The sequence below is a fragment of the Thalassolituus sp. UBA6592 genome, from assembly GCF_002433655.1.
Taxonomy (GTDB): Bacteria; Pseudomonadota; Gammaproteobacteria; order Pseudomonadales; family Oceanobacteraceae; genus Venatoribacter.
In genome coordinates, this window is sequence record NZ_DJIO01000038.1 from 14,727 (window position 1) to 32,019 (window position 17,293).

Annotated in this window: 20 protein-coding genes; 16 read left to right on the plus strand and 4 right to left on the minus strand. The window is 53.1% G+C overall.

Annotated features, from left to right (window positions below):
* The 11 genes from B2Z72_RS03320 to B2Z72_RS03370 form a co-directional block, all read left to right on the plus strand.
* On the plus strand, nt 1-484 hold a 484-nt coding region (locus tag B2Z72_RS03320; protein ID WP_297004160.1), incomplete at its 5' end, for a cbb3-type cytochrome c oxidase subunit I.
* Nucleotides 485-496: 12 nt separating this feature from the next.
* Nucleotides 497-1,105 (plus strand): cytochrome-c oxidase, cbb3-type subunit II, encoded by a 609-nt coding sequence (ccoO, locus tag B2Z72_RS03325; protein ID WP_414716361.1) that lies wholly within the window; start codon nt 497-499, stop codon nt 1,103-1,105.
* Nucleotides 1,106-1,109: 4 nt separating this feature from the next.
* Nucleotides 1,110-1,289 carry a cbb3-type cytochrome oxidase subunit 3 gene (locus B2Z72_RS03330; RefSeq protein ID WP_296982554.1) on the plus strand — a complete coding sequence of 60 codons (180 nt, stop codon included), beginning with the start codon at nt 1,110-1,112 and terminating at the stop codon, nt 1,287-1,289.
* A 2-nt stretch (nt 1,290-1,291) separates the two neighbouring features.
* Nucleotides 1,292-2,212 (plus strand): cytochrome-c oxidase, cbb3-type subunit III, encoded by a 921-nt coding sequence (gene ccoP, locus B2Z72_RS03335; RefSeq protein WP_296982552.1) that lies wholly within the window; start codon nt 1,292-1,294, stop codon nt 2,210-2,212.
* Between the two features lie 216 nt (nt 2,213-2,428).
* Complete coding sequence (gene ccoG, locus B2Z72_RS03340) at nt 2,429-3,835, plus strand: cytochrome c oxidase accessory protein CcoG (RefSeq protein ID WP_296982550.1); 1,407 nt, start codon at nt 2,429-2,431, stop codon at nt 3,833-3,835.
* Between the two features lie 110 nt (nt 3,836-3,945).
* Nucleotides 3,946-4,443 carry a FixH family protein gene (locus tag B2Z72_RS03345; protein WP_296982548.1) on the plus strand — a complete coding sequence of 166 codons (498 nt, stop codon included), beginning with the start codon at nt 3,946-3,948 and terminating at the stop codon, nt 4,441-4,443.
* Complete coding sequence (locus B2Z72_RS03350) at nt 4,440-6,887, plus strand: heavy metal translocating P-type ATPase (protein WP_296982546.1); 2,448 nt, start codon at nt 4,440-4,442, stop codon at nt 6,885-6,887. Before B2Z72_RS03345 ends, B2Z72_RS03350 begins: the two co-directional genes overlap by 4 nt.
* 12 nt (nt 6,888-6,899) lie before the next feature.
* Nucleotides 6,900-7,109 carry a cbb3-type cytochrome oxidase assembly protein CcoS gene (gene ccoS / locus B2Z72_RS03355; RefSeq protein WP_296982545.1) on the plus strand — a complete coding sequence of 70 codons (210 nt, stop codon included), beginning with the start codon at nt 6,900-6,902 and terminating at the stop codon, nt 7,107-7,109.
* A 3-nt stretch (nt 7,110-7,112) separates the two neighbouring features.
* Complete coding sequence (locus B2Z72_RS03360; RefSeq protein ID WP_296982543.1) at nt 7,113-7,775, plus strand: sulfite exporter TauE/SafE family protein; 663 nt, start codon at nt 7,113-7,115, stop codon at nt 7,773-7,775.
* A gap of 98 nt (nt 7,776-7,873) precedes the next feature.
* Entirely contained in the window at nt 7,874-8,641 is a 768-nt protein-coding gene (gene fnr, locus B2Z72_RS03365; RefSeq protein WP_296982541.1) for a fumarate/nitrate reduction transcriptional regulator Fnr, read from the plus strand.
* Nucleotides 8,642-8,842: 201 nt separating this feature from the next.
* Complete coding sequence (locus B2Z72_RS03370) at nt 8,843-9,340, plus strand: hypothetical protein (RefSeq protein ID WP_296982540.1); 498 nt, start codon at nt 8,843-8,845, stop codon at nt 9,338-9,340.
* Between the two features lie 129 nt (nt 9,341-9,469).
* Here B2Z72_RS03370 and B2Z72_RS03375 read toward each other — a convergent pair whose 3' ends face one another.
* Nucleotides 9,470-11,476 carry a methyl-accepting chemotaxis protein gene (locus tag B2Z72_RS03375; protein WP_296982538.1) on the minus strand — a complete coding sequence of 669 codons (2,007 nt, stop codon included), beginning with the start codon at nt 11,474-11,476 and terminating at the stop codon, nt 9,470-9,472.
* A 216-nt stretch (nt 11,477-11,692) separates the two neighbouring features.
* On the opposite strand from B2Z72_RS03375, the gene ttcA reads away from it, so the two are divergent.
* Nucleotides 11,693-12,544 (plus strand): tRNA 2-thiocytidine(32) synthetase TtcA, encoded by an 852-nt coding sequence (gene ttcA, locus B2Z72_RS03380; RefSeq protein WP_296982536.1) that lies wholly within the window; start codon nt 11,693-11,695, stop codon nt 12,542-12,544.
* Nucleotides 12,545-12,602: 58 nt separating this feature from the next.
* On the opposite strand, the gene B2Z72_RS03385 is transcribed toward ttcA, so the two are convergent.
* Both B2Z72_RS03385 and greB read right to left on the minus strand, forming a co-directional pair.
* The gene (locus tag B2Z72_RS03385) at nt 12,603-13,088 is read right to left on the minus strand and encodes a hypothetical protein (RefSeq protein WP_296982534.1); all 486 of its coding nucleotides are present in this window, start codon (nt 13,086-13,088) and stop codon (nt 12,603-12,605) included.
* Between the two features lie 89 nt (nt 13,089-13,177).
* Nucleotides 13,178-13,732: a transcription elongation factor GreB gene (gene greB / locus B2Z72_RS03390; protein ID WP_296982532.1), complete on the minus strand. Its 555-nt coding sequence runs from the start codon at nt 13,730-13,732 to the stop codon at nt 13,178-13,180.
* 105 nt (nt 13,733-13,837) lie between these two features.
* Here greB and B2Z72_RS03395 point away from each other — a divergent pair, with 105 nt between their 5' ends.
* The 3 genes from B2Z72_RS03395 to B2Z72_RS03405 all read left to right on the plus strand — a co-directional run bounded on the left by B2Z72_RS03395 (nt 13,838) and on the right by B2Z72_RS03405 (nt 15,850).
* Complete coding sequence (locus B2Z72_RS03395) at nt 13,838-14,122, plus strand: PGPGW domain-containing protein (protein ID WP_296982530.1); 285 nt, start codon at nt 13,838-13,840, stop codon at nt 14,120-14,122.
* Between the two features lie 67 nt (nt 14,123-14,189).
* Nucleotides 14,190-14,804, plus strand: a complete 615-nt coding sequence (locus B2Z72_RS03400; protein WP_296982528.1) for a DNA-J related domain-containing protein — start codon at nt 14,190-14,192, stop codon at nt 14,802-14,804.
* On the plus strand, nt 14,801-15,850 hold the full coding sequence (locus B2Z72_RS03405) for a polysaccharide deacetylase family protein (RefSeq protein WP_296982526.1): 1,050 nt from the start codon (nt 14,801-14,803) through the stop codon (nt 15,848-15,850). Before B2Z72_RS03400 ends, B2Z72_RS03405 begins: the two co-directional genes overlap by 4 nt.
* A gap of 44 nt (nt 15,851-15,894) precedes the next feature.
* On the opposite strand, the gene B2Z72_RS03410 is transcribed toward B2Z72_RS03405, so the two are convergent.
* A complete protein-coding gene (locus B2Z72_RS03410; protein ID WP_296982525.1) occupies nt 15,895-16,602 on the minus strand; it encodes a M48 family metallopeptidase in 708 nt (235 codons plus the stop codon).
* Between the two features lie 30 nt (nt 16,603-16,632).
* On the opposite strand from B2Z72_RS03410, the gene B2Z72_RS03415 reads away from it, so the two are divergent.
* Entirely contained in the window at nt 16,633-17,208 is a 576-nt protein-coding gene (locus B2Z72_RS03415) for a YecA family protein (RefSeq protein WP_296982522.1), read from the plus strand.
* Nucleotides 17,209-17,293: the final 85 nt, after the last annotated feature.

The window sequence follows — 17,293 nt, forward strand, 5'->3', positions numbered from 1 at the left end:
CTACGGTATGTCTACCTTCGAAGGCCCGATGATGTCTATCAAGACTGTAAACGCGCTGTCTCACAACACTGACTGGACCATTGGTCACGTTCACTCCGGTGCTCTGGGCTGGGTTGCTATGGTATCTATCGGTGCTCTGTACCACCTGATCCCTATCTTGTTCAGCCGTCGTGCAGGCGAGATGTACTCCATCAAGCTGATCAACACTCACTTCTGGCTGGCGACTATCGGTACCGTACTGTACATCGCTTCTATGTGGGTGAACGGTATCATGCAGGGTCTGATGTGGCGTGCGGTTAACGCTGACGGCACTCTGACTTACAGCTTCGTTGAATCTGTAGAAGCTTCTCACCCTGGTTATGTCGTCCGTGTACTGGGTGGCGCTCTGTTCCTGCTGGGTATGCTGCTGATGGCATACAACGTGTACAAAACTGTACGCGCAGGCAAAACAGAAACTGAAAGCACTGCAGCTGCTCAGGCGTAAGGAGTCGGGAAGATGATTAAACACGATAATATTGAAAGAAGCCTTCCGCTGATGGTGGTCATGATCGTGATCGCCCTGAGCTGGGGTGGCATGGTTGAAATCGTTCCACTGTTCTTCCACGAAGACACTACAGAAGCAGTTGAAGGCCTGGAGCCTTACACTGCCCTGCAACTGGAAGGTCGTGATATCTATATCCGTGAAGGCTGCCACGTGTGCCATACACAGATGGTTCGTCCTTTCCGTGCGGAAACTGAACGTTACGGACCATACTCCGTATCCGGTGAAAGCGTTTACGAACACCCATTCCTGTGGGGTTCCAAGCGTACCGGTCCGGATCTGGCCCGTGTCGGCGGACGTTATTCCGACGAATGGCATCGTGCTCACCTGTACAACCCTCGTGACGTTGTACCTGAGTCCATCATGCCTTCATATCCATGGCTGTTCGAAGACAAAGTTGATGGTCGTCTGACTCCTAAGAAGATGGAAGCTCTGCGCATCGTTGGTGTTCCTTACACTGACGAAGACATCGAAGGTGCAAAAGACGCCGTTGACGGCAAGCCTGAAATCGAAGCTCTGGTTGCTTACTTACAGCACCTGGGCACAGTGATCACTAAACGGTAATCCCATGGATATTAACGACGTGCGCGGTCTGGGCAGCGTATTCGCCCTTATAGCTTTCTCTGCGATCATCTGGTGGGCCTATGGCTCCAGCCGCAGAAAACGGTTCGAAGACGATGCTCATATCCCCTTCCGTGATGAAGATCATGAGAACGGGCCGCACGGCGATAAAGATCGGAGTAATTAATTATGTTAAGTACTTTCTGGCAAGTATGGATCGCAGTGATCACACTGGGTTCCATCATCGGCTGCGGTGTACTGATCCAGTACACCAGCCGTGGCATGCGTAAAGAAGAAACCGACCAGACTACTGGTCATGACTATGACGGTATTCAGGAATTTGATAACCCACTGCCACGTTGGTGGGTGTTCATGTTCTGGGGCACCATCGTATTTGGCTTCGCCTATCTGGGCGTTTACGGCTTTGGTAACTTCAACGGTCTGCTGACTGTAGAAGTCGACGGCGAACCAGTAACCTGGACCGCTCAGAACCAGTGGAAAGCCGAAGTTCAGGCATTCGACAAGACCATCGCTCCTCTGTATGAAGAATACGCAGCAACTCCGGTTACTGAACTGATTCATAACGAAGAAGCACTGCAGTCTGGTCAGCGTCTGTTCAAGAGCAACTGTTCTGTATGTCACGGCTCCAACGCAAAAGGCGCACAGGGCTTCCCTAACCTGACTGACACTGACTGGCTGTATGGTGGTTCTCCGGAACAGATCAAACAGACCATCACTATGGGTCGTCAGGGCGCAATGCCTGCATGGGGCGCTGTACTGGGTGATGAAGGTACCGCCAATATGGTTGAGTACGTTCGCAGCCTGTCTGGTCTGAAGCACGATGCAGCAGCAGCTGAAGCTGCAGCTCCTCAGTTCACTCAGATCTGTGCGGCCTGTCACGGTGCAGACGGTAAAGGCATGCAGCTGCTGGGCGCGCCTAACCTGACTGACGATGTATGGCTGTACGGTGGCTCTTCCAAACAGATCGAGTTCACTCTGAAAAACGGTCGTAACGGTAAGATGCCAGCACACGCAGAAATCCTGGGCAGCAACGCTGACGCCAAGATTCACCTGCTGACTACCTACGTTTACTCTCTGTCTAACGAGTAATCGACGGTAATCTGCGAAGCCCTGTAAATCATTCTGATTTACAGGGTTGAGCTGAGGCAAGAAAACCTGAGAAAAGCGGCTTTTAGCCGCTTTTTTCATAATAGCCTTTCCAAAGAATCTATATAATTGAGCCGTTATATAGAGCGCTGTTGCTCCCTGATCGGGTCAGTTTCCAAAGCGCCGTTCTGCACTCTCAACCCAAGGTGATTTGCCGTTATGAGTAATATTCCGGTCAAAAACGTCGAACCCAAAACCCAGAGCATGTACGAGAAACGTAAAAAGATTTACGTACGTGAAATTCAGGGGGTTTTTCAGAAATTAAGAACCTGGACTCTGTGGGCATTAATGCTCGCTTATTTCGGTACCGCATGGCTGACATGGGAAGGACGACAGGCGGTGTTATTTGACCTCCCTGCCCGTCAGTTCCACGTGCTTGGCATCACCTTCTGGCCGCAGGATTTTATGCTGCTGTCCTGGCTGCTGATTATTTCCGCGTTCGGTCTGTTTACCATTACTAACCTCGCCGGCCGTATCTGGTGTGGTTATACCTGTCCTCAGTCTGCATGGTCTTTTATTTTCATGTGGATTGAAGAAAAAACCGAAGGCAGCCGCAACGCCCGTATTAAGCTCGATAACGAGCCGATGTCCGGCACTAAATTACGCAAAAAAGCGCTGAAACATATCCTCTGGCTGTTCGTCGCTTTCTGGACCGGTGTTACCTTCGTCGGCTATTTCACCCCGATCCGCGAACTGATCCCGGACTTTTTCCAGATGGCCGCCAACCACTGGGCGTATATCTGGATCGGCATTTTTACCGTACTGACTTATCTGAATGCCGGCTGGATGCGTGAGCAGGTATGTATCTACATGTGCCCTTACGCCCGCTTCCAGTCTGTCATGTACGACCGCGACACCCTGGCCGTGTCTTACGACTACAACCGTGGTGAACCACGCGGTAAACGCAGCAAAAAAGCAGCAGATGCAGAACAACAGAACACTCTTGGTGACTGTGTTGACTGCTCGCTGTGTGTGCAGGTGTGTCCGACCGGCATCGATATCCGTGACGGTATGCAGTATCAGTGTATCGGTTGCGCACTGTGTGTGGATGCCTGTGACTCCATCATGGAGAAACTGAATAAACCAAAAGGTCTGGTGCGCTACACCACAGAAAACGAACTGGAAGGTCAGAAGACACATTTCTTCCGTCCGCGTCTGGTTGGTTATGCCGTTGTGATGCTGGTGATGCTGACCGCCTTCTCCTATGCACTGATGACCCGTACCGGTTTCCGTCTCGATATCGAACGTGACCGTGGTGCCCTGTACCAGTGGACTGTGAATGACACAGTGACCAACTCGTACACCGTGAAGCTGATGAACATGTCGCAGAGCGACCGTGAATATCTGCTGACACTGTCCGCTCCGGAAGGTATTACCATGGACGCTGATGAGCACCAGTTCCTGAAAGTAAATGAACTGAAAGAAGTGCTGGTCACACTGGAAATGGATCCGGAAGTTGCCAACCTGAAAGCCACTAAAGTTGATGTGGAATTTGTGGTCAGCGACCCGGCCAGCGGTGAAGAAATTGAACGCGAAGAGACCCGCTTTATTGCGCCGCGTCAGTAAAGCATAAGACCAGAGGCTTTAATCAGAAATTCTGACAAAAGCTGACTGGAGACTGACCGCCCAAGTGGTACACTTGGGCGGTTTTTTATTTGCCCCACAGGTTACATTCTATGAAGTCCGCTGAATCCCATAGCCGCTGGTACAAAGAGCCTATGTTTTATCTGGTCGCCGGTATTCCGTTACTGGCCATTGGCTGGGGCATGGTGATGCTGAATCTGGCCATGACCGGCAGTGACTCTCTGGTGTCTGACAGCTATTACAAAGACGGCGTCAGCTACACCGAAAATAAAGAGGTGCATGAAGCGGCAATGCGTTTACAGGCAAGCGCAGACGCAACCTTCACAGAAGACGAAATTCGCCTCACTCTCAGTGGTTATTTCGATGAATATCCGAATACTCTGAGCCTGCGCCTGATTCATCCGACCATTGAAGACCGCGATCAGACGGTTCTGCTGCAGCGCCTGCCATCCGGTGAGTACGCTGGTGTGAATGAAGTACCACTGCCGGAACGCCGCCATATCTGGCTGGAAAGTCCTGAACAGGGCTGGCGTATCCGCACCACTGAACTGATCGAAGCCGGTAAAGCGATTCATATTCAGGCGCAATGACTCTGAGTCCACAAGATAATCTCTGCTTTCACTGTGGTGAACCTGGTGCAGACGGCGAACGCTGGTCAGTCGTTATTGATGGCCAGCCCCGGGCTATGTGCTGTCCGGGCTGTAAAGCCATTGCCGAAACCATCGTCGCCAGTGGCCTGAAAGACTATTACAAACACCGTACCGAATTGCCGGAACTGACACCGGCAGAATTCGAAGACAGTGACCTCACCGCCCGCGAATCCCTGACTCTGTACGACAGCGACGCCCTGCAACGCAGATTTGTGGCGCGCAATCAGGGTGAAAACGCTGATCTGGCAGAAGCCACCTTCATTATTGACGGCATCAGTTGTGCCGCCTGTGCCTGGCTGATCGAACACCGGGTGAATCAGCTGCCCGGCGTTGAGCAGGCAGTATTGAACCTGTCCAACCACCGTCTGGTGGTGCGCTGGCAGTACGACCGTATTGCCGTCTCCAGCATTGCCGAAGCCATTTACCGGCTGGGCTATAAAGCCTCTCCTTTTTCTGCCACCGAGCAGGAAGAACAGCGCTCACGCGAAGGTAAGCAGGCGATCCGTCGTTTGGCCGTCGCCGGCATCGGCATGATGCAGGTGATGATGATCGCTGTACCACTTTATGTCGGGATGGCGGATCAATACGAATTCTTTATGCGCATGGCGTCGCTGGTACTGACGTTGCCAGTCGTGCTGTATGGCGCTTTCCCGTTTTTTCAGGCGGCGCTCCGCGATCTGCGCACCCGCCATCTGACCATGGACGTGCCGGTATCGCTGGCGATTTTCCTCGCCTTCTGCGCCAGCATCTGGAGCACCATGAATCATGGCAAAGAGGTGTACTTCGACTCGGTCTGCATGTTCACCTTTTTCCTGCTGCTCGGCCGCTTTCTGGAAATGCGCGCCCGCCACCGCATGGGTAAAGCCGGCAACAATCTGATGACTCTGCTGCCCAACGTGGCGCTGAAAGTAGCTGAAGACGGCAGTGAAGAGGTAATCGCCAGCGAAGACATCCGTGTTGGCGATATTCTGCGCCTGAAACCCGGCCACGCCATTCCCGCCGATGGTGTGGTGCTGGAAGGCCGCAGCTCCGTTGATGAAGCCGCCCTCACCGGCGAATACCTGCCGATCCGTAAGGAAAATGGCAGCCAGCTGATTGGCGGTACGTTCAATGTGGAAAGCCCACTGCTGATGAAAGTGACTGCCACCGGGGCCGAAGCCCAGCTGTCGACCATTATGCGTCTGATGGACCGTGCGCAGCAGGAAAAGCCACGCATTGCTTTAATCGCTGACACGGTCGCCAGCCGCTTTGTACTGGCGGTGCTGATCGTATCGGTTTCTGTATTCAGCTACTGGTGGCTGGCCGGCAATGCCGATGCCTTCTTTATTGCGCTCAGTGTGCTGGTTGTTACCTGCCCCTGCGCGCTGTCGCTGGCAACGCCAACCGCACTCACCGCCGCCACCGCCACGTTGCGCGAACGCGGCCTGCTGATCAGTAAGGGCCACGTGCTGGAAGTACTGAACAAGGTGAACCGCGTGGTGTTCGATAAAACCGGTACCCTGACCCAGGGACGCCTGACACTGGAAGACGTTATTCCTCTGGCGGACATCGGCAAAGAGCAGCTGGAATCCCTCGCTGCAGGGCTTGAGCGTCATTCTACTCACCCCATCGCCCGTGCCTTCCGTCGTGCTGATTGCGCCGATGTGAGTCAGGTCGAACAAATTCCCGGCAAAGGCATCATTGGTTTATGGCAATCACAATCGCTGCGCCTCGGTCACGCTGACTTTGCCTGGCCAGAGAATACACCGGCAGAACCAGATCGCCGTGCCAGCGGGCAGTGGCTGCTGCTGGCTAATGATGAACAGCCTTTGGGCTGGTTCCGCCTTGATGACAGCGTACGGCGTCAAGCCGACCGGCTGATTGATGGCCTTATGGACCGCGGTATTCAGGTTTCGTTACTAACCGGCGACCCGGGTGAAGCAGGTCCGCGCCTGGCGCAACAACTGGGCATTGATGATGTCCGTCGTGGTGTTTCGCCGGAAGAGAAACTTGCAGCGGTACGCCAATGGCAGCAGCAAGGGGAAATCGTGATGATGGTCGGCGACGGCATTAACGACGTTCCTGTGCTGGCCGGAGCTGATATCGCCCTGGCAGTGAACGAAGCCTCAGATCTGGCCAAAACCAACGCTGACGCCATGCTCACCAATGGCCGGCTGGAAACCCTGCTGGCTGCCATCGATGGTGCCGCTAAAACCCGCCGCATAATCATGCAGAACATCGGCTGGGCTTTACTGTACAATCTGATCGCTCTGCCGGTTGCTGCCGCAGGCTATATTCCGCCCTGGGCAGCTGCCATTGGCATGTCACTCAGTTCACTGCTGGTAGTGACCAATGCTCTGCGGCTCACCCGCCTGCCGGGTGCACGCGATGATTCTCAGGTATAGGTCTTTTCGTTTATGGATATTATTTACGCGCTGGTTCCGCTTTCTATTCTGCTGATTGGTATCGCCGTTGCGGTATTTTTCTGGGCAGTGAAAAGCGGTCAGTTCGATGATATGGACTCTCCGGCACACCGCATTCTGTTCGATGACGATGATCTCCCTACCCGCCAGGACAGCGAGCTGAAAAAAGCGGATTCAGAATCCACTGACAAACTGCCTGACTGAGTTATGACTGAACCTCTCTCTCTGCTGACTGCCTTTCTGCTCGGTGTTTTCGGTTCCAGCCATTGCGTGGTTATGTGTGGTGGTATTTCCGCCGCCATTGGCGCCCGCGCCGGCGAGCACCGCATCCGCGCATCTCTGCTATTTAATAGCGGCCGGATATTCAGTTATGCCATTGCCGGCCTGATCGTTTCTTTCGCCGGTTTATGGCTGGCGCAGCAGAATCATATTCTCATGCTGGTTCTGCGCTCTGTCGCAGCCATTATGCTGATTCTGATGGGTCTCTATGTGGCCCGCTGGTCGATGCTGCTCACCCGTTTTGAACAGGTGGGTAACCTGTTATGGAAACGTCTGCAGCCGCTGACTGTGCGCTTTATGCAATCGGAAAAAAGCAGCGATCAGCTGTTACTGGGGATGCTCTGGGGCTGGCTTCCGTGCGGTCTCGTCTATAGCACACTGAGCTGGGTAGCCGCCAATGGTGACCCTTTGATGGGGCCATTATCCATGCTGGCATTTGGCGCCGGTACCCTGCCTGCACTGTTCGCTACAACACTGGCCGGCAGCATGATCAGTGGTCTTTCAGCTAACACCCATGTGCGCCGTTTTGCTGGCCTTATGCTGATCGTTTACGGCCTGTGGACCGGCTGGAGCGTGTGGTTTCAGCACTGACAGAGCCCTTGACAGATTTGTCTATGAGGCAGAATATGAGCCCCACTTTTAGTCTTTGTAATCCTTATTGACAGTAAGGTCATTAACGGGAACTTGCTATGAAACCGACGACAGCCGCTCATGCACCACTACGGGGCACCCAGCCACACTGCCAGACCTGCTCACTGAATGCACTTTGCCTGCCTCTGTCTCTGAATGATTCCGATATGGAGCGTCTGGACGACATCATCCGTCGTGGACGCCCTATTCAGAAAGGTCAGTTGTTGTTCCAGCAGGGTGAAGACTTCCAATCCGTATTTGCTGTACGCACCGGCGCGCTGAAAACCTACACGCTGGCCAGCAATGGCGAAGAGCAGATCACAGGGTTTCACCTGGCGTCTGAACTGGTTGGTCTGGCCGGCTATGACAATGGCAACTACCCGCTGACCGCTAAAGCACTGGAAACCACCACGGTGTGTGAAATTCCGCTGACTCAGCTGGAAAGCCTGGCTGACGATCTGCCGGATCTGCGCAAACAGCTGATGCGTACCATGGGTACTGAAATCCGTCATGACCAGAACATGATGCTGCTGCTGAGTAAGAAAAATGCGGAAGAGCGCGTAGCATCCTTCCTGCTGGATATTTCTCTGCGCTATCAGCGCCGTGGTTTCTCTGCGACTCAGTTCCGTCTGCCGATGTCCCGCGTTGATATCAGTAATTATCTCGGCCTGGCGGTGGAAACGATCAGTCGTGTGTTTACCCGCTTCCAGAAGAACGGCCTGATTGAAACTCAGGGTAAAGAAGTCATTCTGCAGGATCCCGATACTCTGTATGAACTGGCAGGCCTGAACGAAACTCAGGAATGTGAATTTAAAGAAGACGAATAATTCGCTTCTTCTCCATAAGAACCGGTCTCTGACCGGTTTTTTTATGTCTGTAAACTGGTATGGGAAATGCAACTTCCCGAAGACAGAGCAAAAAATGACGCCAGTGCCCTGATCCATTGGTAGAAAAGCGACACAAGGCGGTTTTTCTGTTCTAAGCTGTCAGTAATATGACCTGTTGGCCCTTTTGGCCCAGGGGAGGAAATGATGGGAATATGTGCAAAAGAGCTGCTGCGCTGGGTTATTGAACCAACGCTGCAACGTATCGGTGTTTCGACACCCGGAGCAGCTCAGTTGCTGTTGGCCACCGCCGCTCAGGAATCAAAGCTGGGCGCTCACCTGCGCACTGACGGCCAGCGTGGACTGGGAATTTATCAGATTCAGGCGCTGACGCATCGCCACGTTTGGGATGATTATCTGGTACACAGTCCGGAACTGGCCAGTACGGTACGGGGATTGGCAAGCCAGCATGACTTTCTCAATCAGCCCCATGCAGAACTGACCACCAATCTGTCCTACGCCACTGCCATCGCCTGGTTTATTTACGCCCGCAACAAAGATTTCAAATTACCAAGCAATGCAACAGCAGAGGATTTTGCCCTGTGCTGGAAGCGTTTTTACCACCCGAAAAGCGATGTTTCGACCAAAGAGTTCTGTGAACGCTATCGCGAGCTTGCAGCCGATTGCGAAGAAGCCGCCTGAAAAATTGAAATACCCGAAAACCATATAAATAAAAACGGGCGGATGCACTGAAAGTGCCCGCCCGTTTTTCTGTCCGCTCTGACAGCCGCTGACCATTCACCGACTGTCAGCAGCCGCCCGGCAAAGGGATCAGCTTTTACCCATGGTCTTCATTTTTTCGACCACTTCCACATCAGAATCCATACGCTGCAGCGCTTCCATAACCGAGCTGATACTGGTGTGGTTTTCACGGATCTGCTGACCGGCGGAAATCGACGACGTTAACAGATTCTCCAGTTCCGAACTGAGAGTCCCGCTGCTTTCCAGAATCGCATTGAGGAAGTTTTCAGTTTCAGTAATGGCAAACTGAATGGCCGCGGTAGAGTCGGTAACACCGGTAATGGTTTTCTCGGTTTTATTGAGACTATCCTGGGTGGTATGCGACAGTTGACGCACTTCATCTGCCACCACAGCAAAACCACGACCCGCATCCCCTGCCCGCGCAGCTTCAATGGCAGCGTTAAGTGCCAACAGGTTGGTCTGCTCGGCAATCCCTGAGATCACACTGAGAATTTTCAGCACTTCCTCAGAGCTGTCTTTCAGCTTGTTGACCGTATCGTGCAACTGATGACGGTCTTTGGTCTGGTTTTCAATATCCGCAGAGAAGGTTCCAAACCGTGACTGAATATCTTTCAACACCGTACCGGTCTGATTTGCATAACCGGATACCTGATCGAAATTCATAATGATGTTTTGCAACATATTCCGGTATTCACCGAAGTAATCCATCAGGGTGTTCTGCAACTTCAGAATCAGTTCACTGCGCTTAATTTTAAGGCGCAGAAAGTATTCGCGGAAACCGGCATAGCGTATCGGGAAATTATCAGCATAAGCATCTGAGAAGGACGACATATCCGCTACACGGAAAAACGACACCGCGGTCAGCGTCTGATTCATGTGCAAACCAAGCAGTTCACCAAATGTTGAGAAGCCCGCTGTTGGCACATCTTTCAGACTGTCCAGTCCGTTCAGATTTTCAGCATTATTCAGGCGACGCAGAATGCAGTCGTTGGCGAGCAGCGCCAGCGGCTTAGCCGGTTTGCCTTTCATCATTTTCTGGTAGGCTTCAACCGTCGAATCAACGAAACCGGATGGCTCAGCGAGAATAAGCTCATCACCGAAATCCAGGTCGCAGAAGAAATTAATGCTCTTTTCGTCTACATTAATGGCCGCGATCGAACGGATAAACAATTCGCCATCAACATCCACAGCAAATGATTTCTTACCCAGTTTTTCCTGCAATTTATCCGCTGTACAATGCAGCTCGTCGCACAAGGCTTCAACGATCGGCACAATGCGGAAGTCCGCTTTGCGGATTACCGAACGCACTGTGCGGGTGTTCACATCGGCATCGGCGACGATGAAGGACGTATTGGTTCGCTTAAAGTTATGCGATTTCATGATGCCGTAACGGATATCCGGCTGCAGCTTAAGAAAAACCACAACGGCTTTATTTTCCACCACACCCTGGCCACCATCCACCAACGCCTGTTTAAAATCCAGCTTGCCGCCGGCGGAACCACCGATGAAATAACAGGGAAACTGACCACTGGCGTAGAGCGCCTGCATAAAAAAGTTTTCGCTGGCCGACAGACCATCAAAGAACGTCAGCGCCAGCGTATCCTGGTAGTTCACCGGGAAAGGTACCGAGACCTGCTTGATCTCTGCCGTGATTTTTTCAATACGCTGCGCACTGGTAAGTTTCAGATTACCTGAGCGGATATCTTCGCTGTGCAGGGGAACGGTTGCCACCGTCGCTTGAGCGATAATGTCAGTACTGAAGCTCTGAATAACAATATTGTCCCAGTCGCCGTCTGCTGCGTGATAGAGAGAAGCATTACAGGAGCTCAGTTCGCCGGCGGTCATTACACCAATCACATTATCGGCGAATGGCATTGCACCGCGGATTTTGCTCATTACCGAGCTGAAATTCAGCGACGGCGAAACAAAAGCCACAACGAGTGGTGCCCTCTTGTTGCCAAAATCCAGAACTTTCAGAGTCTCTGTGGAAATCTGATCACTTTTGACGCTGCAGACTTTGACCGGGGTACTTGCCTCTGCGGTCTCTTTCTTCGCCTTTGATGAAAACCATGCCATATCGCTACCTGGCGTTGATTGAATTACCACAAGCTTAGTACATGAATCCGGCTGACAAATTGCTTATTAGTATCAGGCTTTAGTGGGGTGTCAGGTTAGTCGTAATTGGCATTAACCCCAGCCCAGTCTGCGACGCTACTGACGTTCTGGCTTTTCTTGGGTAGAATGCGCGGCTTGTTTCACTGCCGCCCACTGGCTGGCAAATCCGGACGAGTTATGACTGAAGATCCTGGCGCACGTAAAGAGCGCACCGAATTCAACAAACTGCAGAAACGCCTGCGCCGTAACGTGGGTAAAGCTATCGAAGATTATCGCATGATAGAAGAAGGCGATAAGGTAATGGTGTGTCTTTCCGGCGGAAAGGACTCCTACACCATGCTCGATATTCTGATGAGTCTGCAGAAAAGCGCACCGGTCAACTTTGAGCTGGTCGCAGTGAACATGGATCAGAAGCAACCCGGCTTTCCGGAACATATCCTGCCGGAGTATCTGAGTAAACTGGGCATTGAATACCACATTGTTGAAAAAGATACATACAGTGTAGTGAAAGAGATCGTTCCGGAAGGCAAAACCACCTGTGGCCTGTGCTCACGCCTGCGCCGTGGCACTCTGTATGGCTTTGCCGAAAGTATCGGCGCCAACAAGATTGCGCTTGGCCACCACCGTGACGACATCATCGAAACCCTGTTTCTGAACATGTTCCATGGCGGCAAGCTGAAAGCCATGCCACCTAAGCTGCTGAGCGATGACCAGAAGCATGTACTGATCCGCCCGCTGGCCTATTGCAAAGAGAAAGACATCGAGAAATTTGCAGCGGCACGGGAATTTCCGATCATCCCCTGTAACCTGTGTGGTTCGCAGGACAATCTGCAACGTCAGAATATCAAGATGATGCTGGCGCAGTGGGAGAAAGAACAGCCAGGACGCAGTGAGAATATCTTCGCCGCGGTGTGCAATGTGGCACCGTCACAACTCGGTGACCGCGAACTGTTCGACTTTGAAACCCTGCAGGATAAACAGGAAAAATCCCATCTGTTTACCCGTCTGGATGTTGTTCAGCTCGATTAACCATCGGGCTGAGCCTACTAAAACCCACTAAAGCCCGCTACAGACACTGCACTATTCACTACAACCCACCTTCCAGCAGGTGGGTGACCCCGAGCTTATAATCCCCCGGACCTTTCAGCACAAAATCGAAGCGATAACGGCGCTCACTGGTGACGTCTTCGCCGATGGCTGACAGCATACAGGCATCCTGCCCAAGCGTTGCCTGCGGCATATCGAATTTTACTTCGTAATCGCTCATCAGTTCTTTGACTGCAACCGTGGAGGTGGCCTGGGTCGGTGACCCTGCGATACCACGGCGGATCCATTGCAGATACAGATGATGTCCCGCCAGGGCGTCGGTACGGATAAGACGGATATAGCCCTGCCCGGCATTTGAACGCCATGGGCAGACCCGGCTGACGGCATTGATTGCCACCGGCAGTTTGTAGATGTCCTTTGCCAGCTTATCGTCTTCCGCCGGGGCACTGACAGATGTCTGCGCCATAAGAGCGGGCGATACCAGCGCCATCAGGGTGAAAGCCACGAGAGAGCAGCGCTTTACCATTCTTACCTCCTGTACGCCGCGCGACCAGTAGCACGGCGTTTATCAGAAAGCCTAGCAGATGCCCGCTCTCCTGCCTGACAGGATGACGTTCAGTCGCGTTCTTCAAATACAGCGGTGGATGTCCCGCCGGTATCCCATGCCGGCTGCTGATAATGAACAGCGACAATAAAATAGGTTTCTTCCCCTTTCGGCAGACGCACACTGACTTCGTCATCCAGCGCCTTGCCCATCAGCCCGCGGGCCAGCGGCGCATCCACACTGATGTAGCCGCGCTTCAGATCAATCTCGTCTTCGCCAACAATGCGATAGCGGTGTATGGCTTCAGCTTCATCTTCCAGCTCAATCCAGGCACCGAAATACACTTTGCTGAGATCTGCCGGCAAGCGGTCAACCACAGTTACGATTTCCAGCCGCTTCTTCAGAAAACGCAGACGCCCGTCGATCTGGCGCAGACGCTTCTTACCATAAATGTATTCGGCATTTTCCGAACGGTCCCCCTGCTTGGCTGCGTCAGATACTTCCTGAGTCACCCGCGGACGTTCTTTACGCCAGAGAAATTCGTACTCGTCTTTTAATGCCTGCTCGCCCTGGGGCGTTATCAGATGTGCCCGCTTCGGCAACGGCTTTTTTTCTGTGTCTGCCATACTTTTCTTTGCTGTTCCTTATGTGGCCCGTCATCTGATCGCAACACTTTGCTGTCAGCTTAACTGAACGTCAGGGATTCTGACTCACCTGGACCTGAAAACATCATGATCCACCGTCATCTGGCCCGCTATCTGTCGATTATTGCCGGCAGCTTTCTGGTACTGCTCGGGCTTATTATCACGCCAATGCCAATTCCTCTCGGCATTATCCTGATCGTTCAGGGTCTGTCTATGCTGGTCAGCAGTCTGCCGTTTATGCGTCATTGGCTGCGCGACCTGCGCCGTCGCTATCACACGGTTTCCGCGCGTCTGAACCGTGCCAAACGCTATCTGCCGGCCTTTGCCCGACGTCTGATTGAAGACACCGACCCGGGTGATAACAATCACTGAAACACGCCAGCAGCATTCCGCACCACAGAGGATTGGTTTTCTCGCCATTAAGGCCTAGCATAGCCCTATGTCTGATTCTGATCTGTCCGCTGACAGCCTCCACCAAGCCCTTGATTTCAGTGCTCTGATTGCCCTGCTGGAGCGTATTCTGTCCTCCGGCGAAGCGATCAGCGAGTATGAGCTGATGCGCTGGCTGCAGGCCCCTGAGCAGGCGATTTTCCGCACTGATGCGTTGCAGGACCCGGTGCTGATGTTCCGCAGCCATTTTATCCTCATGCACTGTCTTTACCGCCTGCGTGAGCAATGGCAGCAGAGCAATAGCGCTGATCTGGAAATCTCTGCGCTGTCGATCCGCCGTATCGCCTTTCACCCGGATCACTCCGCCACCGGTGTGGCACAACACGATGCTTTGGCGGCTTATTACCTTGATCTGCAGAATCTGCACACAGAGCAGGATGACATAGAACAGATGCTCAACAGCTTCTGGCAGAAGATGCTGATTCCGGAGAATCAGCAGGACGATCTCGATTTACTGGAACTCTCAGAACCGGTTACCAACCAACAGATAAGACAACAATATCGCCGTCTGGCCATGCAGCACCATCCGGACCGGGGTGGCGATGAAAGCCATTTCTGCCGCATACAGGCGGCTTTTCAACGATTGAAAACACGATACTCATGATAAAAAAACTGATCCCTCTGCTTTTTCTTCTGTCCACCAGCCCGGCCTGGGCCCAGCTGGTGATTCTGCAATATCACCATGTGGACGACAGTACACCAGCCGCCACCAGCATCAGTCCGGCAAAATTTGCCGAACATCTGCAGCTGCTTGAAGACGAAGGCATGCAGGTTGTTGACCTCGCCGATGCCATGACCAGAATTCAGGCCGGAGACGCTCTGCCGGAAAAGGCTGTGGCCATCACCTTCGACGATGCTTACCGTTCGGTGTACACCCAGGCCTGGCCGTTACTTAAAGCGCGCAAATGGCCCTTTACCGTATTCGTCAATCCGGCTTTTGTGGATCAGAAATACTCCAGCATCATGACTTGGGATGAGCTGAAAGAACTGCAGGACGCCGGTAACGTCGTTGCCAATCACTCCATGCATCACAACTACCTGATCGAACGCCCAAACGGCGTGAGCGTTGATGAATGGATGACGATGGAAGTCGGTGAAGCAGAACGGCGCTTAGAGGATGAGCTGGGCACCAGCCACCGTATGCTGGCCTACCCTTATGGCGAATTTAATCTGGAAATGATCGATTGGCTGAAAGCTCATAACTATCTGGCGTTTGGCCAGCACTCCGGACCAGTAGCGAAAATCTCCCATATGCAGGCCATTCCGCGCTTCCCGGCAGCCGGCGTGTACGCCAACCCGGAGACGCTGCGCACCAAGCTGTATACCATGCCGTTCGCGATCGGCCCCGAACAGTTGCAGCAGCCGGTGCTGGCAGATGCCAATATGCCGGCATTAACACTGGCTATTCCCCTGCAGGATTTTTACCCATCACAGGTGCAATGTTTTGCCAGCAGCGAAGGGGCCATTGCCACCGAAAAGACGCAGGAAAAAACAGAAAACGGCGAACTGCTGAAAGTCAGCACCCAGGCGGCCAGGCCTATGCCTGGTGGGCGCAGCCGCTATAACTGTACCGCGCCAAGCAAAGCGCATAAAGGCTGGTACTACTGGTATTCACAGCTTTGGATTAATCAGAGTGTGAAGAAGCGCTGAAGCTTAACCGGATACCGGAGCACAGTGAGAAACAGGCAGGCAACTCAGTAGCGGATCAGTCGGGAAAAAGCTTTCAGCTCATTTTCCCGCTGCCGCCAGTCCGGCAGACAGGCCGTCATCAGACGCTTAAATCCGGGGCCATGATCAAAGTGCTTCAGGTGACACAGTTCATGCACCACCACCAGCTCCATCAGGGCTTCCGGCATCTGCATCAGTGCCAGATTAAGATTGATATAACCCTTCTGTGACAGGCTGCCCCAGCGACTGCGCATTTTCTTCACCCGCAACGTCGGGCGCTGTTCAGCAAAATCAGCAAATGCTGGCCACCAGCGCTCGATCATCAGCCGGTATTCGGTTTTGGCCTCAGCTCTGAGCCATTGATCCAGAGCGCTTTCGCGTTCCGCCTGAGACCAGTCAGCCGGCACCCAAACGGCATGGTCTGTCACCAGAAACTCATCCAGCGCGCTGATTTCCCAAGGCAGTTCCCGGCCACGAACGTACACGCCGCTTTGCTGCTGACGGTTATGCTGGTGAAATTCGTGGCGCTGACGCAGCAACCAGTCTTCGTGTTTGCGCACGAAAGTCAGCACCTCCTGCTTTGAGCATCCCAGTGGAATGCGCAGATCCACATCGCCCTCTTTGGTTAAGGCCAGGCGCATGCTCTTGCGGCGCTGAGCTGAGACGATGATGCGGATCTCATCATTACCGAGGGGCAGAACAAATTCCTGCTTGCGGGAAGCGCGTGTGGTCACTAGGATTGGCACCAGTTTCAGGAGTGAAGTATGACAGACCTCAATAGTATCCCATCCCTCAGTGAAGACGAACTGGAAACCCTTGGCGTAATGCTCGAAGACGAAGCCGAGCGCCAGGACAGTTTCGACTTCTTTGCCGTTCACGGCCTGATGACCGCGCTGATTTCAGGCCCGGTCGATTTTGAACTGCAACAGGTACTGGAGGCTGCTTTTGATGAAAAGACCGGCTTTACCAGCGCAGAATACGAACAGCTGAAGTCTCTGCTGATCAAACTCAGTAAAGAAATTCAGGCATGGCTGGATTCCGGCCAGGATTTCCCGGTACCCGCCGATCTGACATTAATGGATGAAGAAGGCGAACCGCCGCTGGAAAGCTGGGCCATGGGTTACATGACCACAGTCCTGTTACAGGAAGAGGAATGGTACAAGCGCAACGAAGATGACGTTGCCCAACACCTGTTCCCGATCATGTATGCCTCAGGCCTGTTTATGGATGAGCCGGAAATGGCGGATATCGACGAAGATGTCGAACTGTCAGACCAGATGTGCGGCAATATCCCTGCTGCCGTGATTGGCCTCTACCTGATGCTGCACGCGGAAAAGTAACGCACACACATCAGCAGACATAAAAAAACCCGGCAATGCCGCAATGCTGTTCACTTAAGCGGAGCAGCATTGCGATTCACCGGAT

Excerpts from the sequence above, each read along its gene's own strand:
- ccoS (WP_296982545.1), top strand. The coding sequence starts at position 6,900 with ATGGATATTATTTACGCGCTGGTTCCGCTTTCTATTCTGCTGATTGGT.
- B2Z72_RS03415 (WP_296982522.1), top strand. The coding sequence starts at position 16,633 with ATGACAGACCTCAATAGTATCCCATCCCTCAGTGAAGACGAACTGGAA.
- fnr (WP_296982541.1), top strand. The coding sequence starts at position 7,874 with ATGAAACCGACGACAGCCGCTCATGCACCACTACGGGGCACCCAGCCA.
- B2Z72_RS03405 (WP_296982526.1), top strand. The coding sequence starts at position 14,801 with ATGATAAAAAAACTGATCCCTCTGCTTTTTCTTCTGTCCACCAGCCCG.
- ccoO (WP_414716361.1), top strand. The coding sequence starts at position 497 with ATGATTAAACACGATAATATTGAAAGAAGCCTTCCGCTGATGGTGGTC.
- ttcA (WP_296982536.1), top strand. The coding sequence starts at position 11,693 with ATGACTGAAGATCCTGGCGCACGTAAAGAGCGCACCGAATTCAACAAA.
- ccoG (WP_296982550.1), top strand. The coding sequence starts at position 2,429 with ATGAGTAATATTCCGGTCAAAAACGTCGAACCCAAAACCCAGAGCATG.
- greB (WP_296982532.1), bottom strand. The coding sequence starts at position 13,732 with ATGGCAGACACAGAAAAAAAGCCGTTGCCGAAGCGGGCACATCTGATA.
- B2Z72_RS03395 (WP_296982530.1), top strand. The coding sequence starts at position 13,838 with ATGATCCACCGTCATCTGGCCCGCTATCTGTCGATTATTGCCGGCAGC.
- B2Z72_RS03385 (WP_296982534.1), bottom strand. The coding sequence starts at position 13,088 with ATGGTAAAGCGCTGCTCTCTCGTGGCTTTCACCCTGATGGCGCTGGTA.
- B2Z72_RS03350 (WP_296982546.1), top strand. The coding sequence starts at position 4,440 with ATGACTCTGAGTCCACAAGATAATCTCTGCTTTCACTGTGGTGAACCT.
- B2Z72_RS03370 (WP_296982540.1), top strand. The coding sequence starts at position 8,843 with ATGATGGGAATATGTGCAAAAGAGCTGCTGCGCTGGGTTATTGAACCA.
- B2Z72_RS03330 (WP_296982554.1), top strand. The coding sequence starts at position 1,110 with ATGGATATTAACGACGTGCGCGGTCTGGGCAGCGTATTCGCCCTTATA.
- B2Z72_RS03375 (WP_296982538.1), bottom strand. The coding sequence starts at position 11,476 with ATGGCATGGTTTTCATCAAAGGCGAAGAAAGAGACCGCAGAGGCAAGT.
- ccoP (WP_296982552.1), top strand. The coding sequence starts at position 1,292 with ATGTTAAGTACTTTCTGGCAAGTATGGATCGCAGTGATCACACTGGGT.
- B2Z72_RS03400 (WP_296982528.1), top strand. The coding sequence starts at position 14,190 with ATGTCTGATTCTGATCTGTCCGCTGACAGCCTCCACCAAGCCCTTGAT.
- B2Z72_RS03360 (WP_296982543.1), top strand. The coding sequence starts at position 7,113 with ATGACTGAACCTCTCTCTCTGCTGACTGCCTTTCTGCTCGGTGTTTTC.
- B2Z72_RS03345 (WP_296982548.1), top strand. The coding sequence starts at position 3,946 with ATGAAGTCCGCTGAATCCCATAGCCGCTGGTACAAAGAGCCTATGTTT.